Genomic DNA, 21,715 nt, shown 5'->3' with positions numbered 1-21,715 from the left:
TTCACATATAATCGGAAAAGAATGATTGACAGTTCTGCTTTTCAAGGTAAGAAAGCAACATATTACACACTGGGTTGTAAACTCAATTTTTCAGAGACATCTACCTTTGGCAAGATGTTATCTGATATGGGAGTAGTCACTGTAGACAAGGGCGAAAAGGCTGATATTTGTCTTATCAATACGTGTAGCGTCACAGAAGTGGCTGACCACAAATGCAGGCAGGCCATCCACAGAATGGCACGTGAGAACCCAGGTGCATTCATTATTGTGACAGGTTGTTATGCCCAGCTTGAATCTGAGAAAGTAAGTAAGATTCCAGGTGTAGACCTCGTATTAGGCTCAAACGAGAAAGCAAATCTCATTCAATATCTAAACGAAGCCTTTACAAAAAGGGAAACAGGCGAAACGCTTCATCAATTCCATTCTGTAAAGACAAAAGACATCAAGACTTTTCAAGCTTCATGCTCGAAGGGTAATCGCACTCGATATTTCCTGAAAGTACAAGATGGATGCAACTATTTTTGCACTTATTGTACTATTCCCTATGCGCGTGGATTTTCAAGAAATCCTACGATTTCATCGCTAATTAAGCAGGCCGAAGAAGCTGCAGCAGAGGGAGGTAAAGAAATTGTTTTGACTGGTGTCAACATAGGTGATTTCGGAGAGACCACGCATGAAAGATTTATAGATTTAGTAAAAGCCTTAGACAAGGTTGAAGGCATCAAACGATTCCGCATCAGTAGTTTGGAACCAGATTTAATCGATGACGAGTTGATTGCTTTTTGCGCAGAAAGTCGGGCTTTCATGCCTCATTTCCACATTCCATTGCAAAGTGGAAGTGATACCGTTTTGAAACTGATGCACAGGCGTTACGATACAGCTTTGTTTGCGCATAAAATAAAACTTATTAAAGAATTGATGCCTGATGCCTTTATTGGTGTAGATGTAATGGTTGGTAGTAGAGGTGAAAAACCTGAATACTTCGAAGAATGTTATAATTTCTTAGAACAACTTCCCATCACACAATTGCATGTTTTTCCTTATAGCGAACGTCCAGGAACTTCTGCATTAGCAATTCCTTACGTTGTAAATGAGAAAGATAAGAAACTACGTTCAAAACGCTTGTTAGAATTAAGCGATAAAAAGACCCAGCTCTTTTATCAGAAGTTTATTGGCTCAGAACGAGAAATTTTGTTTGAAAAGGCACCACGCGGTAAAGCTATGCATGGGTTTACAGACAACTATATCCGTGTTGAACTTCCAGCATCACTTGCAAAAGAAGGGTATGACAACGAACTTATACGCGTTAAGTTGGGCGACTTCAATCACGACAAATCCGCTCTTAAAGTAGAACTTATTTAGACATGTAAGCATGAAACTTGCAATAGTGATTTTAAATTGGAATGGGAAAAAGATGTTAGAACAATATCTGCCAAGTGTAATCAAGTACTCTTCTAACTATGCAGATATATTTGTTGCAGATAATGCCTCAACAGATGATTCCATAAAATTATTGGAAAGCAAATTCCCTGAAATAAAAATCATTGCATTGAACAAGAACTTCGGTTTTGCGGAAGGTTATAATCAAGCATTAAAAGAAATTGAAGCAGAATACTTTCTTTTATTAAATTCAGATGTTAGGGTGACTGACAATTGGCTTGTTCCACTTATAGATTATATGGACAAACATCCTGATATTGCAGCTTGCCAACCCAAACTACTATCAATTCATCATCCTAATGAGTTTGAATATGCAGGTGCAGCAGGAGGCTTTGTGGATAAATTTGGATATCCTTTCTGTCGTGGAAGAATCTTTGATGTTATAGAAGAAGATAATGGTCAATACGATTCTATCATTGATATTATGTGGGCTACAGGCGCTTGTTTATTTATCCGATCAAAAGACTTTTGGGATGCAGGAGCCTTTGACGGACGATTCTTTGCACATAATGAAGAAATTGATCTATGTTGGAGACTTAGGCTTAAAGGAAAAAGAATCGTATGCATTCCTTATAGTAAAGTATATCATGTAGGTGGAGGCACTTTACCAAAGAAAAATCCAATGAAAACTTTTCTAAACTTCCGCAACAATCTCACTATGCTCTATAAGAATCTACCAGATAAAGAGCTTAAACAAGTTATGCGAGTCCGCTACTTTCTTGATTATCTTGCTGCGTGGCAAACTCTTATCTTCAACAGGAATATCGATGATTTCAAGGCAATCTATAAAGCCCGAAAAGCTTTTAAGAAATGGCGATATGACTTTGATGAAGATAGAAAGTCTATACAACAGCAAAGAGTTAACAAACAAATTAACGAACGAAAAAACTTCTCTATCCTCTCCCAATTCTACATTCATGGTCGTAGAACATACAATACCATCATGGATTTTTGCAAATAACATCAACGCGGATTGGATGAGCTAAAAGTTCTTTCCATCTTCTTAAATATGAAAACCAACTCTGAGCCTGGTGGAAGCCATAAGACTCCTTATCACTGGAATAAGTAAGATAATATCTCAAATATCCATTCTGAGGTGCTATAATAAAAGCGTCATTCAAACTATCACAAGGCATCTCTTGACACAAATATTCATCAGGAACAAATATCCCCATTCCTAACGTTTGAGCATGAGCCATAATCGAATCTGTTGGATTACAACTTTTCCCCCAATTGCCTCGTAATCCTTCATGATCAGAGTATTCCTTTCCATTCAAGAGGTGTTGTAAACCAGTAAAAAAACGAATACTATCATTCAAAGGATTTAACCACGCCTCAAAAACAACATCTCTACATCCCGCATATAATGTAAAACGTTCCTTAAGACTGATTCTGTTCTCTCCTTTCTTCCAAAGCCATCCTTTATCCGTTACTTCAACAATTGTTCGTATCGGACCTTGACATACAATACGCTGACCACGATATTCAACATCATCTAACAATTGTTCTTTACATTCTACCCATCCACGCAAAGCACCTAATCCTAAAGCATTGCCAGCCCAAAGAATATCATCTCCATACCCGTCCAATAGTTGCTGTTTATTTGGATAAAATTGTGTATCTTTAATTTCAAGACCTTTCCGTTTCTTTCCATATAAATCAAGAGTCTGGCGCTTATCAAAATATATTCTTAATGCAATCAATTTGTTTTCAAAAGCAACTCCATGATGATGCAGTAAATGGAAACTATCATCTAAATCTTTTCCAACAACAATCTGCTGAATAAATAAATCTTGTTTATTCTTCTCTTTAATCTTAGGATTCTTAAGTAATAACTCGGCATATGTATGTGGTGAATATATTTTTGGTTCACCATCCTTTTCCAAAATTACTTGAAATGAATATTTTTGTTTCTTCTTAACATTGGCAAAGAAACACAATTCATCATTTATGCCATCCTCATCAAGATCATCAAGTTGCGAAGGAAGCTCTGTATTATCAGAATAAACAATGCTCCTTGTTACTGAAGGATAGTCCTTCAGCGAAACAATTACAGGATAATCACCATCATAATCAAGCTTTGGACATGTGACCAACACTGTCAATGTATCAATAGATGGTTTACTCATACTCTCCAAACTTATAAATAAGTTTAGAACAATGAATAATAATAATCTTTTATTTGAGGGAACAAAGGCTAAACTAATCATGTAACAAAAATAAATATTTTTTTATTGATAAGTATTCCTTTTTATGAATTTTAGCTTAAAACTAACTTTTTACATCCTTAATTTTAAGTTTTTTAGCAAAACATTTGCTCTTGAAAATAAAAATTAGTATTTTTGCTTTGAAAACAAAAATCACCAAAACTTTTGAAAAAGATATACTATATATTATTTGCAGTAATGATGCTTTGTATAGCTTGTGAAATCAAGCTAAAGCCCAACGATAATGCACAGAGCAAAATAGAAGTTGTGCGTTATGATCGTCTGCAAAGTCGTTATCTTACAACAGGTGATTTCTCTGCTCTGCAAGAAATGAACACAGAGTATGCCATAGAGACTCGAACATTAATTGAAAATGTGCTTAAACTTGGTGCTGTTTATGAGCCAGATATTAATAGTAGATTCCTAAACTTCTATCAAGACACCTTATTACAAAGCGTTATCTCTGCTGCAGAAACTCAATATGCCAACATGGAAGACATAAATAAATCATTTACCAATGCTTTTAATAAAGCAAAAAAAACGCTTCCAGGTTTTATTGTTCCAAAAATTTATACGCAAATCGGTGCTTTTGATCAAAGTATTATTGTTGGTGACACCATCATAGGTATTTCTCTTGATAAATATTTGGGAGAAGATTATCCGGCTTATATTAAATTCTATTCAAAAGCTCAACGCAAGACAATGACGAGGGAATATATCGTTCCTGATTGCTTAAATTTCTATTTGTTAAGCTTATATCCTTCTAAAAACTTCGATAAAAAGACTCAATATGAAAAGGATATTCATATGGCACGTGTAATGTATGTTACAAACGAATTGGTTGGATACAAAGCTTTTTCTTCCCAATATATCAATCAGGTTGAAAAATATATGAATGCACATAAAGAGGTTAAACTTACTAATTTACTAAAACTTTAATACGTTAATATTGTATTCCACGAGCTGGGTACTCTTTACGAAGTCCCAACAACATTAAATTCAAAAGTATTCCTATTTCGTAATCTATGCTATTTGTAGAATAAAGATTCATTAAAGTTTCTTTATCAAGCAACATAATGTTAGAAACTTATTTTTTGTCACAAAGAAAAAAATTAGTAACTTTGCGCAAATAACAAAATAAAAAATTAAAAGACAAGCTATGCTTACACTTAAACTCATCAGTGAAGAAACTGAACGTGTGATTAAAGGCCTGGAAAAGAAGCACTTTGAAGGTGCTCGCGAGGCTGTTGAAAAAGTTTTAGAATATGACAAAATACGTCGTGAAGCCCAGCAGAAGCTTGACTCCAATAAGCAACAACAGAACCAATTAGCAAAGCAAATTGGCAGCCTGATGAAAGAAGGGAAAAAGGAAGAGGCTGAAAATATCAAAACTACTGTTGCCGACTTGAAGGCTGCTGACAAAGCACTTCAAGAGATAATGGATAAGGCACAGGCTGATATGACTCATGTCCTTCTTGACATCCCAAACATCCCAAACAAAGATGTTCCTGAAGGAAAAGACGCAAGCAGCAATGTTGTTATCAAAGAAGATTTAACCAATATGCCACAACTCGGCGATGAAGCACTTTGTCATTGGGATTTGCTTAAGAAATATAATCTTGTTGATTTCGATTTAGGTGTGAAAATAACAGGTGCTGGATTCCCCGTTTATATTGGTAAAATGGCCCGCTTTCAACGCGCACTTGAGGCATTCTTTTTAGATGAAGCACGCAAATCTGGCTATTTAGAAATACAACCTCCTTATGTGGTTAATGAAGCTTCAGGCTTAGGAACAGGACAGCTCCCAGACAAAGAAGGACAAATGTATCATGCCAACTTAGACAACCTTTTCCTTATTCCTACGGCTGAAGTTCCTGTCACAAATATATTCCGTGACGAGATACTTGATGAAAAGGACTTACCAATCAAGCGTTGTGCTTACTCTGCTTGTTTCCGCCGTGAAGCAGGTAGCTATGGTAAGGATGTGCGTGGTTTGAATCGTCTGCACCAATTTGACAAGGTTGAAATCGTTCGCATTGATACACCGGAACACTCTTATCAGTCATGGCACGAAATGCTTGATCATGTTGAAGGACTATTGAAGAAACTTGAATTACCTTATCACTTGTTGCTTTTATGCGGTGGAGACATGAGTTTTACTTCAAGCATTTGTGTTGACTTTGAAACCTACTCAGCTGCACAACACCGCTGGTTAGAGGTTTCTTCTGTTTCAAACTTTGAAAGCTATCAGGCGAATCGTTTGCATTGTCGCTATCGCCACTCTGAAGACAAGAAGATTGAACTCTGCCACACGCTTAATGGTTCTGCATTAGCATTACCTCGCATTGTTGCGACTATCTTAGAGAACAACCAAACTCCTCAAGGTATCCGGGTACCGAAAGTACTTGTTCCCTATTGTGGATTTGAATATCTTGATGATAAAAACGATTAATATATATAACATCAGTATTGACCGATTGAATGATTTGTCAATACTGATGTTTTCGTTTTAATTATTATTTCAACATACAAAAACATTATCTAATTTCCATGAACAAAATTATTTCAAAACAACAGTATTCAGAAAAAGTATTTTGTTTCGATATTGAGGCTCCTTTGATTGCACGGAGTCGACGGGCCGGAAACTTTGTCATCGTAAGAGTTGATAAAAATGGTGAGCGCATGCCGCTTACTATTGCAGATTCTGACAAGGTTCGAGGAACAATTAAACTTGTCGTACAAAAGGTTGGTCTATCATCGACAAAGTTTTGTAATCTCAATGAAGGTGACTTCATTGCAGATGTGGTTGGACCGCTTGGAAACCCTACTCACATTGAAAATTATGGTACGGTTATCTGTGCTGGAGGTGGTGTAGGCGTAGCCCCAATGCTACCAATCATGCGTGCATTGAAGGATGCAGGCAATCGTGTATTGGCTGTAATCGCAGGACGAAACAAAGAACTTGTCATCCTCGAAGACGAAGTAAAAGCTTCAAGTGACAAACTAATCATCATGACTGATGATGGCAGTTATGGAGAAAAAGGAGTGGTTACAATTGGCATTGAGAAGTTCATTCAACAGGAACACATTGATAAAGTATTTGCCATCGGACCTCCCATCATGATGAAGTTTTGTTGTCTTCTTACGCAAAAATATAACATTCCCACTGACGTCTCACTCAATACTATCATGGTAGATGGTACTGGTATGTGTGGCGCCTGCCGCTTAACTATCGGTGGTAAAACAAAGTTTGTATGTATTGATGGACCGGAATTCAATGGTGCTGAAGTTGATTGGGACGAGATGTTTAAGCGCATGAGCACGTTTAAAGCTGTGGAACAAGAAGACATGTCACAATTTCAGGCACATGTATGCAAAGATGAAGTTGCGCCAACTGCTAAGAATCAATCGGTAAATCCTATCCAACAACATTATCAAGAGGCACAAGTTGTAGACTTAAAAGCTAAAGATCGCATTAAGATTCCACGCGTTAGCATGCCTGAACTTGACCCTATTTATCGTGCAACGACTCGTTTAGAAGAGGTCAATCAGGGCCTTACTGCCGAAATGGCTATTCGCGAAGCACAACGATGTCTTGACTGCAAGAAGCCAACATGCGTGGAAGGATGTCCCGTTAATATAAACATTCCGGGCTTTATCAAGCAGATAGAGAAAGGTAATTTCTTAGAAGCAGCACGTGTACTCAAACAAACCTCTGCCCTACCCGCTGTTTGTGGCCGAGTTTGTCCTCAAGAAAAACAATGCGAAAGTCGCTGTATTCATCACAAAATGAAAAGCGAACCTGTCGCGATTGGTTATTTAGAGCGCTTTGCAGCTGACTTTGAACGTGAAAGTGGCCAAACAGTCTTGCCCGAACTTGCACCAAAGAATGGAATCAAGGTAGCTGTGGTAGGTTCTGGACCTTCTGGACTTAGTTTTGCCGGCGACATGATTAAAAATGGTTTTGAAGTTTATGTGTTTGAGGCTTTGCATGAGATTGGTGGGGTATTAAAATATGGAATCCCTGAATTTAGGCTCCCCAACAGAATTGTAGAGGCTGAGATTGATAATCTTCGAAAGCTAGGTGTACACTTCCAAACGGATGTCATCATCGGTAAAACCATTAGCATCGACGAACTAAAGGCTGAAGGCTTTCAAGGCATCTTTGTAGGCTCGGGTGCTGGTCTGCCAAATTTCATGGACATTCCTGGAGAGAATGCACTCAATATCATGTCGAGTAACGAATATCTCACACGTGTGAATCTCATGGATGCTGCCAATCCAAGCACAGATACTCCCATTAATTTAGGGAAAAAAGTGCTTGTTGTAGGAGGCGGAAACACAGCAATGGACTCTTGCCGCACTGCAAAGAGGTTAGGCGCTGATGTCACCTTGGTTTATCGTCGTAGTGAGGCAGAAATGCCAGCACGAATAGAAGAGGTGAAGCATGCAAAAGAAGAAGGTATTAAATTCCTGACCTTGCACAATCCAAAAGAATATCTAACGGATGAGAACGGAGCTGTTAAGGCTGCTGTGCTTGATGTCATGCAGTTAGGCGAACCAGACCAAAGTGGCCGAAGACGACCTGAAACTACAGGCGAAACAATTACGATAGAATGTGACCAAGTCATCGTTGCTGTTGGAGTTTCTCCAAATCCTTTAGTGCCTAAAAGCATCGAAGGACTGACTCTTGGGCACAAGAATACTATCGCAGTAAACGATCAGATGCAATCCAGCCGTAAAGAAATCTATGCAGGAGGAGACATTGTTCGTGGTGGTGCGACTGTTATCTTGGCTATGGGAGACGGCCGACGCGCAGCAATGAATATGAGTAAACAGCTCACAGAAGCATGAATTTACACTGCCTGACGAATAGAAAAGAACATTTCAAATTAATAAATCAGTATTCAACCAACTTCTTTATTAAAAGCAGAGAGTGTAAAGATTAGCTATAAAATCTGGAAGACGTGTTGAGATTATGTAATTTTGGCTCGGAAGAAAGGCTCCTCATCTGATCAACACGATTAAAACCATATCAGTTAGATGAGGAGCCTTGATAGTTATTTGGTAACTTTTGTTTAGCGTTCATCTTTTGGGACTTCTCAATCGTATCTTCCTTTATCGGTTATTACTATCGTTTATTTTGCAAAAATAGATATAACATCGTTACATTGCAAGTGATTTTGCACTTTCTTTTGTTTTTCTGTCGTGTGCAGAAGCATGAAAAAGTTTCATTTGGTGTTTCTGTCGTGTGCAGAAGCGTGAAAAAGTTTCATTTGGTGTTTCTGTCGTGTGCAGAAGCATGAAAAAGTTTCATTTGGTGTTTCTGTCGTGTGCAGAAGCATGAAAAAGTTTCATTTGGTGTTTCTGTCGTGTGCAGAAGCGCGAAAAAGTTTCATTTGGTGTTTCTGTCGCGTGCAGAAGAATAGAAATCCTCTTTTTTTAGGCTTTAGAAAGTCAATTTCTAACAATAAAAGAGGTTTTCAATCCTTTGTTGACGAGATTAATGAGAAAAACATATTTTTTCTTTCAAATCAAATAGTAAAATCAGAAATATTGTTTAACTTTGAGGGTGAATTCTGAAAATCAATAATTTTACAGATGGAAAAGCATAACTTTGTAACAATAGCCGATTTGAATAAGGATGATTTAATGTATCTTATTCAAATGGCGCATGAGTTCGAGCAACATCCAGACAGAGAATTATTAAAGGGAAAGGTTATTGCCACTCTTTTTTATGAACCATCGACTCGAACAAGACTTAGTTTTGAAACAGCAGCAAACCGACTCGGTGCAAGAGTGATTGGCTTTAGCGATGCAAAAGCTTCGAGTGTTTCAAAAGGAGAAACACTTAAAGACACCATCCTTATGGTGAGCAACTATGCAGACATCATCGTCATGAGGCACTACATTGAAGGAGCTGCACAATATGCGTCTGAAGTTGCCCCCGTTCCAATTGTCAATGCGGGAGATGGTGCACACATGCATCCCTCACAATGTTTGCTTGATCTCTACACCATCTATCAAACACAAGGCACTTTAGACAATTTGAATATCTATCTGGTGGGCGATCTTAAATATGGTCGTACAGTTCACTCGCTGATTATGGCCATGCGCCATTTCAATCCAACCTTCCATTTCATTGCACCAAAGGAACTTGCCATGCCGCAAGAATATAAACTCTATTGCAAGGAGAATGGAATCAAGTATGAAGAACATACTGAATTTACGGATGAAATCATTGCCGAAGCAGACATATTATATATGACTCGCGTTCAGAAAGAAAGATTTTCAGACTTAATGGAATACGAACATGTCAAGAATGTCTATATTCTAAAAGCAGAAATGCTGAAGCATGCCAAAGCGAATATGCGCATATTGCATCCACTTCCGAGAGTTAACGAAATTGCTTATGATGTGGACGATGACCCACATGCATATTATATACAACAAGCGCGCAATGGACTTTATGCACGCGAAGCGATCTTCTGTCACTGCTTAGGAATCTCGTTGGAAGATATTAAAAACGACAACACAATAATCAAATCTAAATTCTAAGATTATGGGAAAAAAGGAAATGCAAGTCTCTGCAATTGAAAAAGGAACGGTTATTGACCACATTCCTGCAGAGAAAACCTATGAGGTTGTTGATTTGTTAGGCCTAAAAAACTCTTTAGCTCCTGTTACGATTGGTTATAATCTCCCATCAAAGAAGATAGGAAAGAAAGGAATTATCAAGATAACAAATCGCTTTTTTTCTCAAGAGGAAATCAGTCGATTGAGTGTTGTTGCCCCCAAAATCGTGCTTAATATCATTAAAGATTATGAGGTAGCCGAGAAAAAAACTGTTGAATTGCCAGAAGAGCTTCGAGGAATCGTAAAATGTAACAACCCCAAATGTATTACAAATAACGAACCGATGCAAACGGTTTTCAATGTAATTGACAAGGCACAAGGAATCCTCAAATGTAGATATTGCGATAAAGAACAAGATATCAACAACATCAAACATTGTTAATGTATCTTGGAATGATACGGCTGCAGTCATAGTTAGCTTAAATAAACAGAATATATTATTGTCCATTAAAATATAATCCACAATGAAGAAAGACCAGCAACTCTTTGATTTAATTGCAAAAGAGCATCAACGCCAGCAGAAAGGAATAGAGCTTATTGCATCAGAAAACTTCGTAAGTGATGAAGTCATGGCTGCCATGGGGTCATGTTTAACAAACAAATATGCAGAAGGCTTGCCTGGAAAGCGTTATTATGGCGGCTGCCAGGTGGTTGACTTAATAGAAGATCTTGCCTGCGAAAGAGTGAAGAAACTTTTTGGAGCAGAGTTTGCGAATGTTCAACCCCATTCAGGAGCACAGGCAAATGCTGCAGTTCTATTGGCTGTTTTGAAACCAGGCGATACTTTCTTGGGACTGAATCTTGATCATGGTGGGCATCTTTCACATGGCAGTCATGTCAACACATCTGGTTTGTTATATCATCCCATTGGATATAATCTTAATAAAGAGACAGGACGGGTTGATTATGATGAGATGGAAGAACTCGCTCTCAAGCATAAATCCAAATTAATCATCGGCGGTGGCTCGGCTTATAGTCGTGAATGGGATTATGCTCGTATGCGAAAAATCGCTGATGAAATAGGAGCCTTACTCATGATAGACATGGCGCATCCAGCGGGATTGATTGCAGCTGGCTTGCTCGATAATCCTTTGAAATATGCACATATCGTCACCAGCACTACGCATAAAACTCTTAGAGGACCACGAGGTGGAATCATCTTAATGGGAAAAGACTTTGATAACCCATGGAAGCTTACAACCAAGAAGGGTGAGATTAAAAAAATGAGCACCCTACTCAATTCTGCCGTCTTCCCTGGCACGCAAGGAGGTCCGTTAGAACACGTGATAGCAGCAAAGGCTGTTGGCTTTGAAGAAAACCTTCAGGCTTCATGGAAAGAATATGCTTTACAAGTGAAAAAGAATGCTGCAACCTTGGCCAATGACTTAATACAACGAAATTTCAGCATTGTAAGTGGGGGAACTGATAACCATTCGATGCTGGTCGATCTCCGTTCTAAATACCCTGATCTGACAGGAAAGGTTGCAGAGAATGCTTTAGTTGCGGCTGATATTACAGTCAATAAGAATATGGTTCCATTTGATTCGCGCAGTGCTTTCCAGACATCAGGCATCCGACTTGGTACGGCAGCAATGACAACTCGCGGTGCAAAAGAAGATATGATGCATCTAATTGCAGAGTTGATTGAAGAGGTATTAAATCACCCTGAGGATGAACAAGTGATTAAACGAGTAAGAGAAAAGGTGAATGAAACAATGAAAGATTACCCACTTTTTGCATACTAAACCTTGTTTGAACAGATAAAAGAAACCCAAAAGTATTCCTACTTTTGGGTTCCTTTTATCTTATTATAGTTTCAAATCAATCTATAATACCGGCATCCTTCCATGTACCAACAAGCACATCAACATCTTTTCGTGCCGTGTTCTCATCCACTTCATATTCTTCGGTCAATAACTTTACTAAATCATCACACGTGAATTCTTTACCTTGAATATTCTCCCATAGATAAGCAGAAGTTTCATTCATGCTGATAATGTTACTGAAATCGATATTCGATTCGCCTTCTGCAACGATAATATATTCACCGCAAATGTTCCGAAGTTTAAATCCTTGTTTTGCTTTCATAATTAGTCAATACTCAATAAAATTAATAATCTATCATTACATTGGCCCCAAAAACCGAACCCAAACGCTTCTATAAAATCCAAGAAGATAGCGTCTGAGTGGGGACAATGCAAGCCAAATATGAGAATAAGTTCTCCACTTCCATCCCTCTATTCGTTCAAGTTTGTGACGACCTTTCCTATAGAAACCTATTACAGATGCTTTGACATCAGAAAGTGTACAATACTCATATCCTAAATTACCATCACCACGTAATGTGACATCATCATTCTGAATTGCAACAATCCGATGCAAGACATAAGCACCTGGACGTATCTCTGCCAAGACAGGGTCACCTATCTTAACCTTACCAGGCTTTGTCAACAACGCCATATCCCGTTCATCTTCTAAGAATGGACGCATACTAAAACCACGTAATGGCAATGTAACCGAATGTCCCTCCTCAAGCATTTTTATAACTTCAGGAATCAAAACACTATTTGCAAAAAGCTTTCTTACTTTATGGATATTGTTTGATGACATAACAATGCAGCCTCTTGATTAGGTTTACAATGGAGCGTAAATACAGGAGTCGATGCTATAATCTCACCGACAATATTACAGATTGAATCAGAAATATCATTATCCCATCTCATGGAAGAGCACGAAGGAAGGACTGAAGCAAAGGAAGCTACGACAGGGAGACGTTCAATGCTATTCTCTGAAGCACGAGCTATGCGGGTGATAGCACCCAAACGAGCTTTCACCTTGCGATAGCATGGTGTCTTTCCACTCCATGGACTTCCATAAATATAAGATACTCCATCAATCATTCTTATGATAGGGTTATCATCATTCATTAGATCACAACCCTCAATATAACGCAACCAAAGGCTCACCTGTGTGCTTTTACCAGTTCCACTCTTTGCAATGAATGCGTAACCATAATCTTTTTCGCGCACAAGTGAAGCATGTATCAATACGGTTTGACAATTACTACCAGCAAACGCCATTATCAACATCAATGCATTGTTTAATCCAAAGCTCTGCATATTTACATTTCCATTCAAAGCACAACTGCAATTGCGAAATGCCTTATCAGTAATGACTAACGCACATGACTTTTTATTGATGTCTTTGATCACATACTGATAACCTCCATCAGGTAATTTGTCAACAATAGTATCCCCATTTCCTGTATCGAATGTGCGGATATGGTGACGCTTTTCCTTATCAACAGCTCTTAAATCAGGATTCACGCACAAGCTAAAAAGAAGTCTATTATCTTCTACGGCATCACAAACAAAGGGCCGAAATGCAGGAAGAAGATTGAAAAGTGAGATGTTCTCATCGTGATATTCAATCTTTATAAAATGCTCCGCAATTTCAAAATAATAACTCATAGCCTGAAATACCTGATGTCAAAGATTAATTTAAAGGTTGGCGGAAGATAGTAAAACTAAAATTATTTCCGTTTACTTTTCTTCACTGGTGCCACAACCTGATTCTCATCTGGAATGACAGGTTGATACTTAAACTCATCCGTTGTAAGATATTTTACGTTATAAATTGGTTTCTTTGAGCCCTGCTTACCAGGAATAATAGCATATCTGTCTCTCAATTTCTGGAATTTCTTTTCAACGGCATCACGTTTTGTATCCCATAATGTAACGCATGTGGCATGTTCAAATCCTATTGATGCAAGATAATCCTTTAACTGATAAGAGTAACTATCGCGTCCATACAAGAACCCACTTCTATCAATAACAGCTGAATCTACCTCTTGAATATCGGTGAAATAAACTGTAGAATCATTGAATGAAGCGGCAAAACCATAAAGATACACCTTGTTATTTCCCGCAAAAGCAGTGGTGCACACAAAGAAAGCACACACTGTAACAAATAATGTTTTCAATCTCATTTACCTTTTAATTTTATTATTAATAACGCAAGAGTAAATTGTTTATTGTCCAAGATAGGCTTTTAAACTTTTATTCTTCGAGTTATTTCGTAACCTGCGTATAGCCTTCTCTTTAATCTGCCGCACACGTTCTCGCGTTAAACCAAACTTATCTCCAATCTCCTCAAGCGTCATTTCTGCTTGATTAATTCCAAAGAATGCCTCAATAATATTACGTTCTCGTTCGTTCAAAGACTTTAGAGCACTTGATATTTCATCACGTAAAGACTCCTGCACAAGTACATTATCGGCCATTTGTGCATTGGAATTTGGCAGTATATCTAAAAGACTGTTCTCCTCTCCCTCTGCAAAAGGTGCATCCACCGACACATGTTTACCATTCGATTTGATAGCATCTGCTACCTTTTCTTCTGGTATATCAACCTTCGCAGCAATCTCTTCGATGGTTGGAAAATGCTCATTCTCCTGCTCAAGCTTATTGAGAACACGCTTTATTTTGTTAACAGAACCAACTTGATTTAACGGTAATCTAACAATACGACTCTGTTCGGCTATTGCCTGAAGAATGCTTTGTCGAATCCACCATACAGCGTAAGAAATAAACTTAAACCCACGAGTTTCGTCAAACTTCTCAGCTGCTTTTATCAAACCTAAATTGCCTTCATTGATTAAATCAGGCAAACTCAGTCCCTGATTCTGATATTGTTTGGCAACAGAAACTACAAAACGAAGATTTGCGCGCGTTAGTTTCTCTAATGCACGACGATCACCACGCTTTATCTTCTGCGCCAACTCAACTTCTTCTTCAACAGAAATAAGGTCTTCATGACCTATCTCTTGCAGATATTTATCAAGCGAAGCACATTCACGATTAGTGATTGATTTTGTGATTTTCAGTTGCCTCATTAAGTGTTAAAAATCTTTCTCTTCGCAAAAATACAGTTTTTTTATATTCCATGCAAATTTTTTTTCGCTTTTATCTCTTAAAAAATGCTTTATATTTCAACTAAATAGGAACAAAAAAGATAATCAAAACATTTTCCATTATGATTTATACACATAATTAGAAAGGCCTACATTGAAACACATAACGACCTGTTGACATGATTAAACCACATGAAATAGAGTTGATAAATGTGCTTCCAAAGAAAAATAACAACCAACTTTATAGAAGAAAAACATGTAAATAAATCTTCTGAATGATAACGTTCGTTTAATGGAATTAATAAATTTGAGAAGTAAAGAAAATGAAGTTTATTAGACCATTCTAATTCAAGAAAAACAAGAAACAAGAGAACCACCCAAACAAAGTGTGTCAAATCAGTGAGTTATTTGAATCATTTTACACTGTAAAATGATAGCAAACAATCGCTAAACTCATTCAAAATACAAAAGGAAATTCAATAGATAAATTTATGGTTTAATAAAAAATAAATAATTATCTGACAATCAACAAGGAATCAAACACTATATTTACAAGTAACCATAGATATATATAATCCCATCCAAAAGAGAGAATACGAACTTTATCTCTATTATATAACAATATGACAAATATTTATAAGCAAGCAAACTTCACCCCAAAATTGATATAAATAAGAAGGGTAGGTAAACAAAGTATCATAATATACAATGTTTCCTACCCTTTTTCATCTTATAACAGATAAGGAACACCCTTCTCTGTTCTTAGAAACTATCCGAATGATAGTTAGTCTAAAGTCTTCAATTGATCTGCAACTTCGTCATTAATACGCTTTGCAAATTCCTCCATCTTCATGGTAGCTTGCTCACCTCCACCTTGTTTTCGCATAGAAACAAGGCCTTCTGCAGCTTCTTTTTCACCGACAATTACCATATATGGAATACGTTTCAACTCGTTATCACGAATCTTACGACCAATCTTTTCATTGCGATCGTCAATAACAGAACGTACGCCCACTGTATCAAAGTACTGCCCTACCTGCTTCGCATAATCATTATATTTCTCTGAAATTGGCAATATTGCCACCTGATCTGGTGTGAGCCACAATGGGAAATGACCAGCAGTGTGCTCTATTAGCACTGCAGTAAAACGTTCAAGAGAGCCGAAAGGAGCTCTATGAATCATTACAGGAGTCTTCTTTGTATTATCTTCTGCAGTATACTCTAACTTGAAACGAGCTGGTAAATTGTAATCAACCTGAATGGTACCCAGCTGCCATTTACGTCCAATAGCATCTTTAACCATGAAGTCAAGCTTAGGTCCATAGAAGGCAGCTTCACCTATCTCTTCGTGTGCAACAAGTCCTTTTTCCTTGCAAGCTTCCCGAATCGCATTTTCGCTTTCCTCCCAAATCTCGTCAGAACCAATATATTTCTCTTTGTCTTTTGGATCACGAAGAGAAATTTGTGCTTCATAGTTGTCGAAATGGAACGTCTTGAATACTTTCAAAATAATATCAATATTCGTCTCAAACTCAGATTTAACTTGATCAGGTCTAACGAATATATGCGCATCGTCTTGCGTGAAAGTACGAACTCGAGTCAATCCATGCAGCTCACCACTCTTTTCATAACGAAATACGGTTCCAAACTCTGCAATTCTTAAAGGAAGGTCTTTGTAAGAACGAGGCTTGCGTGCATAAACTTCACAATGATGAGGACAATTCATTGGTTTGAGCATATATTCCTCATCTTCTTCAGGAGTATGGATAGGTTGGAACGCATCTTTACCATAATGAGCATAGTGACCTGAAGTTACATATAGACTCTTTCCACCAATTCCAGGAGTAATAACTTCCTGATAATGATATGGACGTAAGAGGCTACGTAGTAATTCTTGAAGACGCAAACGCAATTGAGTTCCCTTCGGTAACCAAATTGGGAGTCCTTTACCTACACGGTCAGAGAACATGAAAAGTTCCATCTCTTTTCCAATCTTTCGATGGTCACGCTTCTTTGCTTCCTCTAACATTACGAGATATTCATCAAGCATTTTCTTCTTCGGAAAGCTTATACCATAGATACGAGTCATTTGTTCACGCTCGGCATCTCCACGCCAAAAGGCACCTGCTACGCTTGTTAACTTAACAGCTTTAATTGCACCTGTTGACATCAAATGAGGCCCTCTACATAGATCAGTAAAGTTACCCTGTGTATAAGTTGTTATTGTTCCGTCTTCAAGATCTTGTTCAATATGCTCACATTTATATGTCTGACCATCAGCCTTAAACTCTTTTAATGCCTCTGCTTTAGATACTTCTTTACGTACAACTGGTTCATCTTTCTTTGCCAACTCAAGCATCTTTGCTTCTATTTTAGCAAAGTCATTCTCTGAAATTACTTGTCCTTCTGCAGGCATTACATCATAAAAGAAACCATTTTCAACAGCAGGACCAAAGCCAAACTGTATCTGAGGATATAACTCTTGCAATGCTTCTGCCAAAAGATGTGCTGATGTATGCCAGAATGTTCGTTTGCCTTCCTCGTCCTCAAACTTATAAAGTGTGAAATTTGCATCTTCATTTATCGGACGATTTAGTTCTACAGTTTCACCATTAACCCCACAAGATACAACGTTGCGAGCGAGAGCCGGTGAAATACTCTCAGCGATTTGTAAACCAGTTACGCCCTGTTCATACTCACGAACAGAACCATCTGGGAACGTGATTTTAACCATACTACAAATTAGTTTTATAAATCAAATGTTATGGCAAAGTTACTTTAATTGTATGAAATGACAAAATAATGAAATACAAAAATCATTATTTATGCATAGAAATCTGTTTAATCAAAGCATAAGCATCATAGAGTCCAAGCTCGCCTGCAACACCTAAATCTCTTAAAGCCTCTGATTTATGATTCAAAGCCATATCGGTTAATCCACGATTATAATATACTTCAGCAATTTTACTATTGAGTTTAGTAGCTCTATCATAATATACCTTTGCCTTTGTATAATCTTTTAATAACGCATAAACAGTACCTAAATCATATAGTATATAAGCATTCTCTGTGTCAAGAGAGAGTGAACATTGTAAATCATCAATAATCTTTTTATAAGACAAGTCATTAGACAACGTTAAAGTTTTATTTTTTTGCATGGCCAAATTGCATACAGCACGCTGCCAATAAGCCAAAGATAAGGTTGAATCCTGTTCTAAACAAGCATCCAAATCATTCAAAGCAGCTTCATAATTATATATTGTAGAATAGGCAACTGCACGTTGTAAGAGTAACGTTGGTAAGACTGATGAATGAGAAGTGTTTTGAACTTGTGAATTTAATTGTTCTATTAACTGAAAGAAATGTTTTGTCTGATGCGCTTCAGAAGGAGAGATTCGACAAGAAATATATAATTTGGAGGAAACTGATTTGCGAAGATTGAATGCATCAACAGACTTATATGAAATCTGAAACTCACTGATTCCATTTGAATAAGACTGAAGAGATAAACCATAAAGAGGCATATAATCAAACGAGACCTCACGATTTTGAATGTATCCTCGAACCTTACTTGAATACTGAGGCGTAGATATTTCGTCGTTGAGTACTATCCATTGATCATATTTTTCAATATCAAAGTCATTCATTTTCCTTACCTGGCGCAGCTTTTCTTTACTCCAACGCTGCTGAATTCCCAAATGTTTATTCATTTGAGCCTTTAGTACTTGAAACTCATCAAGTTCGGCTTTAGCATTCATTCCTAAATGGCGATAGCATTTAGCTCGGCTGAGAAGACCAGACCAAAAATTAGGGAATTGCGCGATAACACGAGAATAATCAGCAATAGCACTACGATAGTCTCCTACTCTATCCAATAATAATGCACGATTATATCGAGCCTGAAGATTATTTGGTTCGAGTCGTAATACATAACTAAAGTCTTTGATTGCATTATTATCATCGCCTACTGTCATCCCCAAAAGTCCACGATTATAGTGTGCAAGAAAACTATTAGGATCCATCTCTATAGCCTTATTGAAGTCCTCCATTGCTTGCCGGAGCATATTCAAATTAACACGACACATGGCACGATAAGTGTAGTTATTCACCACGTTTGGAGTGTAATGGATTGCTTGACTAAATGCCTGTTCGGCCCTCTTCCAATTATTCTGTCTAAGATTCAGCCGTCCTAATATGGACCAAGAGTTACCATCATACGGATTAATCTTAAGCGTTTTTTCTACCCACTTACGTGCTTGTAAGGAGTCATTGGCACTCAAATAGGTCTCTGTCATCAATGCATAGGCGTTCGGTAAAGAAGGCCATCGCTTTAATATATAATAAAGGTCTTGACGTGTTTGTTTAATCTTATGTTGATAGAATCGGGCCAACGCACGATTAAACCAATATTCTTTATTATCAGGACTCAATTCAATTGCTTTGCCATAATCTTGATCTGCCTGTGAAAACAATCGTAGATTCATTCGATTATTAGCACGTTCACGTAACAATTCATGAACGTAAGGATTTAGTTTAATCGCATGATTAAAATCATCTTCTGCTCCAGTATAATCTCCTAAACTTTGCTTTGCGATACCCCGATAAAACCAAGCTTTATAAAGATAAGGTCTGTTAGATATGATATTATTACAATACTGAATGACTACAACATAATCTTTATTGTCCAAAGCTGTAGCACTAACATCAAGTAAACGTTCAGTATTATACTGTGAATATCCAGGAATACACACAATAAATATGAATGCAAATAATATCAACAGACGCTTATGCATTTACAATTTTATTTATGTGCCACCTTAGTTCGGTAAGCACAACGGAACTTACCCTTTAACATCGCTTTAAGTTTACTATAAATCATCTGTTTACGCAAAGGCGGAATACGATCTATAAACATCTTCCCTTCAAGATGATCAAATTCATGCTGCATCACACGAGCCAAATAACCTTCAACCCATTCATCATGTTCTACAAAATCTTCATCTTGATATTTTACATGAATTCGAGTTGGACGAGTAACTTTTTCAGATAACCCTGGCAAGGAAAGACAACCTTCTTCCAGTGTCTCTTTTGGTGAATCATCGTCAACTTCAAGGATATGCGCATTTATAAAAGCCTTTCTAAAGCCTTTATATTCTGGGAAATCATCACTTAATACATCAAGATCAATAACAACAACTCGAATATCTTTCCCAATTTGTGGGGCTGCTAAACCAACACCATTACTTGCCTCCATCGACTCAAACATATCTGATATTAGTTCTTTTAGTTGAGGATAATCAGGAGAAATGTCTTGGGCCACCTTCCTCAATACAGGCTGACCATATATATATATAGGTAATATCATTAATTAATCTTTTTGTCTATATAACATGGAACGTTTATACTGCATGAAGTCTTGCAAGATAATTGTTGCAGAAATCTCATCTACTAAGCCTTTCCTTTCTCTTCTTGCTTTCTTCTTTATACCACTATCTAAAACAACTTTATGGGCAATAACTGAGGTAAAACGTTCATCATAATATTCTATAGGAACTTTAGGCATGAGCTTACGCCATCGATTTACAAACTGTTCTACACGTGCTAGGTTCTCACTTGGGGTACCATCTGGCTTAACAGGCCGGCCTATAACTATCAACTCAACAGTTTCTTTTGCAATGTAGTCCTTAAGAAAATCAATCAATATTGACGTAGAAACAGTGGCTAATCCATTTGCAATAATTTGCAAAGAATCAGTCACTGCCAATCCCGTACGCTTTTTACCGTAATCTATAGAAAGTATACGCGCCATATAAATAGGTAATTCTCCAAAGAGAACTACAATTTATTATTTCTTAAATAGCAACCATGCATCAGCATATCTACTACGCAAAGCATCACGACTTCTTACCGCATCAGCTTTACTATTGAAAGAAGATGCAACAACTCGATACATGCTTCTTTCACTATTAAACACGATAGAAGCATCATATCCAGCACCCTTCAATGTTCTTTGCAGCCCTTCTGCATTAGCTTTCAAAGAGAAAGAACCAACAACAACACCAAAGCTCTTCACCTCAGGACCACTTACTACTGAGAAATTCTCTTGACGAACAACTGCATTATCAACATTATCCATAACAGTAGCTTCATTTGCTGACTTCTGTTCGAGAGGCGTTACAACCGGTGAAGTCGTTTCTGCTTCGTTTTGTTGTGATGCTTCTTGCGCTTTAGCTTTATCATACATTTTCCTATAAGCACTCTCACTTGACTTACAGCTTGTAAATGCTAAAGCTGCACTGAAACTTATACATAATACTAAAGTTTTTTTCATAATCCTCTTATTTATTAGAAATTAGACTTATTTTTCCTCATGCGAAAATATAAAATATATCACAAATACGCGAGACTTTTGTGCATAAAGTTTGTTAAATCAAACAAATCATCAATAATTAATAAAAATTGACAACGCTTTTCTTGTTCAATCAACAAACTTTCTCTATATTTGCGTATGTATTCAAGA

At 37.4% G+C, this 21,715-nt stretch carries 19 protein-coding genes; 8 read left to right on the top strand and 11 right to left on the bottom strand.

Annotated elements, in window-relative coordinates; translation table 11 throughout:
* Positions 1 to 21 precede the first annotated feature (21 nt).
* Together mtaB and HMPREF9145_RS11295 are read left to right on the top strand one after the other, a co-directional pair.
* The gene (mtaB, locus tag HMPREF9145_RS11300; protein ID WP_021826432.1) at positions 22 to 1,362 is read left to right on the top strand and encodes a tRNA (N(6)-L-threonylcarbamoyladenosine(37)-C(2))-methylthiotransferase MtaB; all 1,341 of its coding nucleotides are present in this window, start codon (positions 22 to 24) and stop codon (positions 1,360 to 1,362) included.
* A gap of 10 nt (positions 1,363 to 1,372) precedes the next feature.
* Positions 1,373 to 2,401, top strand: a complete 1,029-nt coding sequence (locus HMPREF9145_RS11295) for a glycosyltransferase family 2 protein (RefSeq protein ID WP_021826458.1) — start codon at positions 1,373 to 1,375, stop codon at positions 2,399 to 2,401.
* Here HMPREF9145_RS11295 and HMPREF9145_RS11290 read toward each other — a convergent pair.
* Positions 2,382 to 3,569, bottom strand: coding sequence for a DUF4861 domain-containing protein (locus HMPREF9145_RS11290; RefSeq protein ID WP_021826511.1), 1,188 nt, complete (start codon positions 3,567 to 3,569; stop codon positions 2,382 to 2,384). The genes HMPREF9145_RS11295 and HMPREF9145_RS11290 overlap by 20 nt on opposite strands.
* A gap of 243 nt (positions 3,570 to 3,812) precedes the next feature.
* Between HMPREF9145_RS11290 and HMPREF9145_RS11285 the strand changes: the two genes are divergently transcribed.
* The 6 genes from HMPREF9145_RS11285 to glyA all read left to right on the top strand — a co-directional run bounded on the left by HMPREF9145_RS11285 (position 3,813) and on the right by glyA (position 12,028).
* Positions 3,813 to 4,586, top strand: coding sequence for a gliding motility protein GldB-related protein (locus HMPREF9145_RS11285; RefSeq protein WP_458693789.1), 774 nt, complete (start codon positions 3,813 to 3,815; stop codon positions 4,584 to 4,586).
* A 220-nt stretch (positions 4,587 to 4,806) separates the two neighbouring features.
* Complete coding sequence (gene serS / locus HMPREF9145_RS11280) at positions 4,807 to 6,099, top strand: serine--tRNA ligase (RefSeq protein WP_021826537.1); 1,293 nt, start codon at positions 4,807 to 4,809, stop codon at positions 6,097 to 6,099.
* Positions 6,100 to 6,197: 98 nt separating this feature from the next.
* The gene (locus HMPREF9145_RS11275; protein ID WP_021826564.1) at positions 6,198 to 8,501 is read left to right on the top strand and encodes a bifunctional dihydroorotate dehydrogenase B NAD binding subunit/NADPH-dependent glutamate synthase; all 2,304 of its coding nucleotides are present in this window, start codon (positions 6,198 to 6,200) and stop codon (positions 8,499 to 8,501) included.
* Between the two features lie 747 nt (positions 8,502 to 9,248).
* Complete coding sequence (pyrB, locus tag HMPREF9145_RS11265; RefSeq protein ID WP_021826549.1) at positions 9,249 to 10,205, top strand: aspartate carbamoyltransferase; 957 nt, start codon at positions 9,249 to 9,251, stop codon at positions 10,203 to 10,205.
* Between the two features lie 4 nt (positions 10,206 to 10,209).
* Positions 10,210 to 10,665, top strand: a complete 456-nt coding sequence (gene pyrI, locus HMPREF9145_RS11260) for an aspartate carbamoyltransferase regulatory subunit (RefSeq protein WP_021826455.1) — start codon at positions 10,210 to 10,212, stop codon at positions 10,663 to 10,665.
* Positions 10,666 to 10,747: 82 nt separating this feature from the next.
* On the top strand, positions 10,748 to 12,028 hold the full coding sequence (glyA, locus tag HMPREF9145_RS11255) for a serine hydroxymethyltransferase (RefSeq protein ID WP_021826465.1): 1,281 nt from the start codon (positions 10,748 to 10,750) through the stop codon (positions 12,026 to 12,028).
* 76 nt (positions 12,029 to 12,104) lie between these two features.
* Here the strand turns inward: glyA and HMPREF9145_RS11250 are convergent, their stop codons facing one another.
* From HMPREF9145_RS11250 to HMPREF9145_RS11205, 10 genes are all read right to left on the bottom strand, one after another.
* Complete coding sequence (locus HMPREF9145_RS11250; protein WP_021826466.1) at positions 12,105 to 12,371, bottom strand: PqqD family protein; 267 nt, start codon at positions 12,369 to 12,371, stop codon at positions 12,105 to 12,107.
* A gap of 36 nt (positions 12,372 to 12,407) precedes the next feature.
* Positions 12,408 to 12,893 carry a hypothetical protein gene (locus HMPREF9145_RS11245; RefSeq protein ID WP_021826568.1) on the bottom strand — a complete coding sequence of 162 codons (486 nt, stop codon included), beginning with the start codon at positions 12,891 to 12,893 and terminating at the stop codon, positions 12,408 to 12,410.
* Positions 12,866 to 13,753, bottom strand: coding sequence for a hypothetical protein (locus HMPREF9145_RS11240; RefSeq protein ID WP_021826435.1), 888 nt, complete (start codon positions 13,751 to 13,753; stop codon positions 12,866 to 12,868). Before HMPREF9145_RS11240 ends, HMPREF9145_RS11245 begins: the two co-directional genes overlap by 28 nt.
* Before the next feature lie 62 nt (positions 13,754 to 13,815).
* Positions 13,816 to 14,271, bottom strand: coding sequence for a hypothetical protein (locus tag HMPREF9145_RS11235; RefSeq protein ID WP_036907574.1), 456 nt, complete (start codon positions 14,269 to 14,271; stop codon positions 13,816 to 13,818).
* Positions 14,272 to 14,313: 42 nt separating this feature from the next.
* The gene (locus HMPREF9145_RS11230; protein ID WP_021826509.1) at positions 14,314 to 15,177 is read right to left on the bottom strand and encodes a sigma-70 family RNA polymerase sigma factor; all 864 of its coding nucleotides are present in this window, start codon (positions 15,175 to 15,177) and stop codon (positions 14,314 to 14,316) included.
* Between the two features lie 802 nt (positions 15,178 to 15,979).
* Positions 15,980 to 17,929 (bottom strand): threonine--tRNA ligase, encoded by a 1,950-nt coding sequence (thrS, locus tag HMPREF9145_RS11225; protein ID WP_021826416.1) that lies wholly within the window; start codon positions 17,927 to 17,929, stop codon positions 15,980 to 15,982.
* 85 nt (positions 17,930 to 18,014) lie between these two features.
* Positions 18,015 to 19,988, bottom strand: coding sequence for a tetratricopeptide repeat protein (locus tag HMPREF9145_RS11220; protein WP_021826463.1), 1,974 nt, complete (start codon positions 19,986 to 19,988; stop codon positions 18,015 to 18,017).
* 8 nt (positions 19,989 to 19,996) lie between these two features.
* Complete coding sequence (gene def, locus HMPREF9145_RS11215; protein WP_021826545.1) at positions 19,997 to 20,560, bottom strand: peptide deformylase; 564 nt, start codon at positions 20,558 to 20,560, stop codon at positions 19,997 to 19,999.
* Between the two features lie 3 nt (positions 20,561 to 20,563).
* On the bottom strand, positions 20,564 to 21,004 hold the full coding sequence (gene ruvX / locus HMPREF9145_RS11210) for a Holliday junction resolvase RuvX (RefSeq protein WP_007133722.1): 441 nt from the start codon (positions 21,002 to 21,004) through the stop codon (positions 20,564 to 20,566).
* Between the two features lie 36 nt (positions 21,005 to 21,040).
* The gene (locus tag HMPREF9145_RS11205) at positions 21,041 to 21,526 is read right to left on the bottom strand and encodes an SPOR domain-containing protein (protein WP_021826520.1); all 486 of its coding nucleotides are present in this window, start codon (positions 21,524 to 21,526) and stop codon (positions 21,041 to 21,043) included.
* Positions 21,527 to 21,715: the final 189 nt, after the last annotated feature.

This window comes from Segatella salivae F0493, assembly GCF_000477535.1.
GTDB lineage: Bacteria > Bacteroidota > Bacteroidia > Bacteroidales > Bacteroidaceae > Prevotella > Prevotella salivae.
This window is presented reverse-complemented; position numbering and strand designations above follow the sequence as displayed.

What these genes read in the sequence shown, in the direction of transcription:
- mtaB (WP_021826432.1), top strand. Translation starts at nt 22, where the DNA reads ATGATTGACAGTTCTGCTTTTCAAGGTAAGAAAGCAACATATTACACA.
- HMPREF9145_RS11295 (WP_021826458.1), top strand. Translation starts at nt 1,373, where the DNA reads ATGAAACTTGCAATAGTGATTTTAAATTGGAATGGGAAAAAGATGTTA.
- HMPREF9145_RS11290 (WP_021826511.1), bottom strand. Translation starts at nt 3,569, where the DNA reads ATGAGTAAACCATCTATTGATACATTGACAGTGTTGGTCACATGTCCA.
- serS (WP_021826537.1), top strand. Translation starts at nt 4,807, where the DNA reads ATGCTTACACTTAAACTCATCAGTGAAGAAACTGAACGTGTGATTAAA.
- HMPREF9145_RS11275 (WP_021826564.1), top strand. Translation starts at nt 6,198, where the DNA reads ATGAACAAAATTATTTCAAAACAACAGTATTCAGAAAAAGTATTTTGT.
- pyrB (WP_021826549.1), top strand. Translation starts at nt 9,249, where the DNA reads ATGGAAAAGCATAACTTTGTAACAATAGCCGATTTGAATAAGGATGAT.
- pyrI (WP_021826455.1), top strand. Translation starts at nt 10,210, where the DNA reads ATGGGAAAAAAGGAAATGCAAGTCTCTGCAATTGAAAAAGGAACGGTT.
- glyA (WP_021826465.1), top strand. Translation starts at nt 10,748, where the DNA reads ATGAAGAAAGACCAGCAACTCTTTGATTTAATTGCAAAAGAGCATCAA.
- HMPREF9145_RS11250 (WP_021826466.1), bottom strand. Translation starts at nt 12,371, where the DNA reads ATGAAAGCAAAACAAGGATTTAAACTTCGGAACATTTGCGGTGAATAT.
- HMPREF9145_RS11245 (WP_021826568.1), bottom strand. Translation starts at nt 12,893, where the DNA reads ATGTCATCAAACAATATCCATAAAGTAAGAAAGCTTTTTGCAAATAGT.
- HMPREF9145_RS11240 (WP_021826435.1), bottom strand. Translation starts at nt 13,753, where the DNA reads ATGAGTTATTATTTTGAAATTGCGGAGCATTTTATAAAGATTGAATAT.
- HMPREF9145_RS11235 (WP_036907574.1), bottom strand. Translation starts at nt 14,271, where the DNA reads ATGAGATTGAAAACATTATTTGTTACAGTGTGTGCTTTCTTTGTGTGC.
- HMPREF9145_RS11230 (WP_021826509.1), bottom strand. Translation starts at nt 15,177, where the DNA reads ATGAGGCAACTGAAAATCACAAAATCAATCACTAATCGTGAATGTGCT.
- thrS (WP_021826416.1), bottom strand. Translation starts at nt 17,929, where the DNA reads ATGGTTAAAATCACGTTCCCAGATGGTTCTGTTCGTGAGTATGAACAG.
- HMPREF9145_RS11220 (WP_021826463.1), bottom strand. Translation starts at nt 19,988, where the DNA reads ATGCATAAGCGTCTGTTGATATTATTTGCATTCATATTTATTGTGTGT.
- def (WP_021826545.1), bottom strand. Translation starts at nt 20,560, where the DNA reads ATGATATTACCTATATATATATATGGTCAGCCTGTATTGAGGAAGGTG.
- ruvX (WP_007133722.1), bottom strand. Translation starts at nt 21,004, where the DNA reads ATGGCGCGTATACTTTCTATAGATTACGGTAAAAAGCGTACGGGATTG.
- HMPREF9145_RS11205 (WP_021826520.1), bottom strand. Translation starts at nt 21,526, where the DNA reads ATGAAAAAAACTTTAGTATTATGTATAAGTTTCAGTGCAGCTTTAGCA.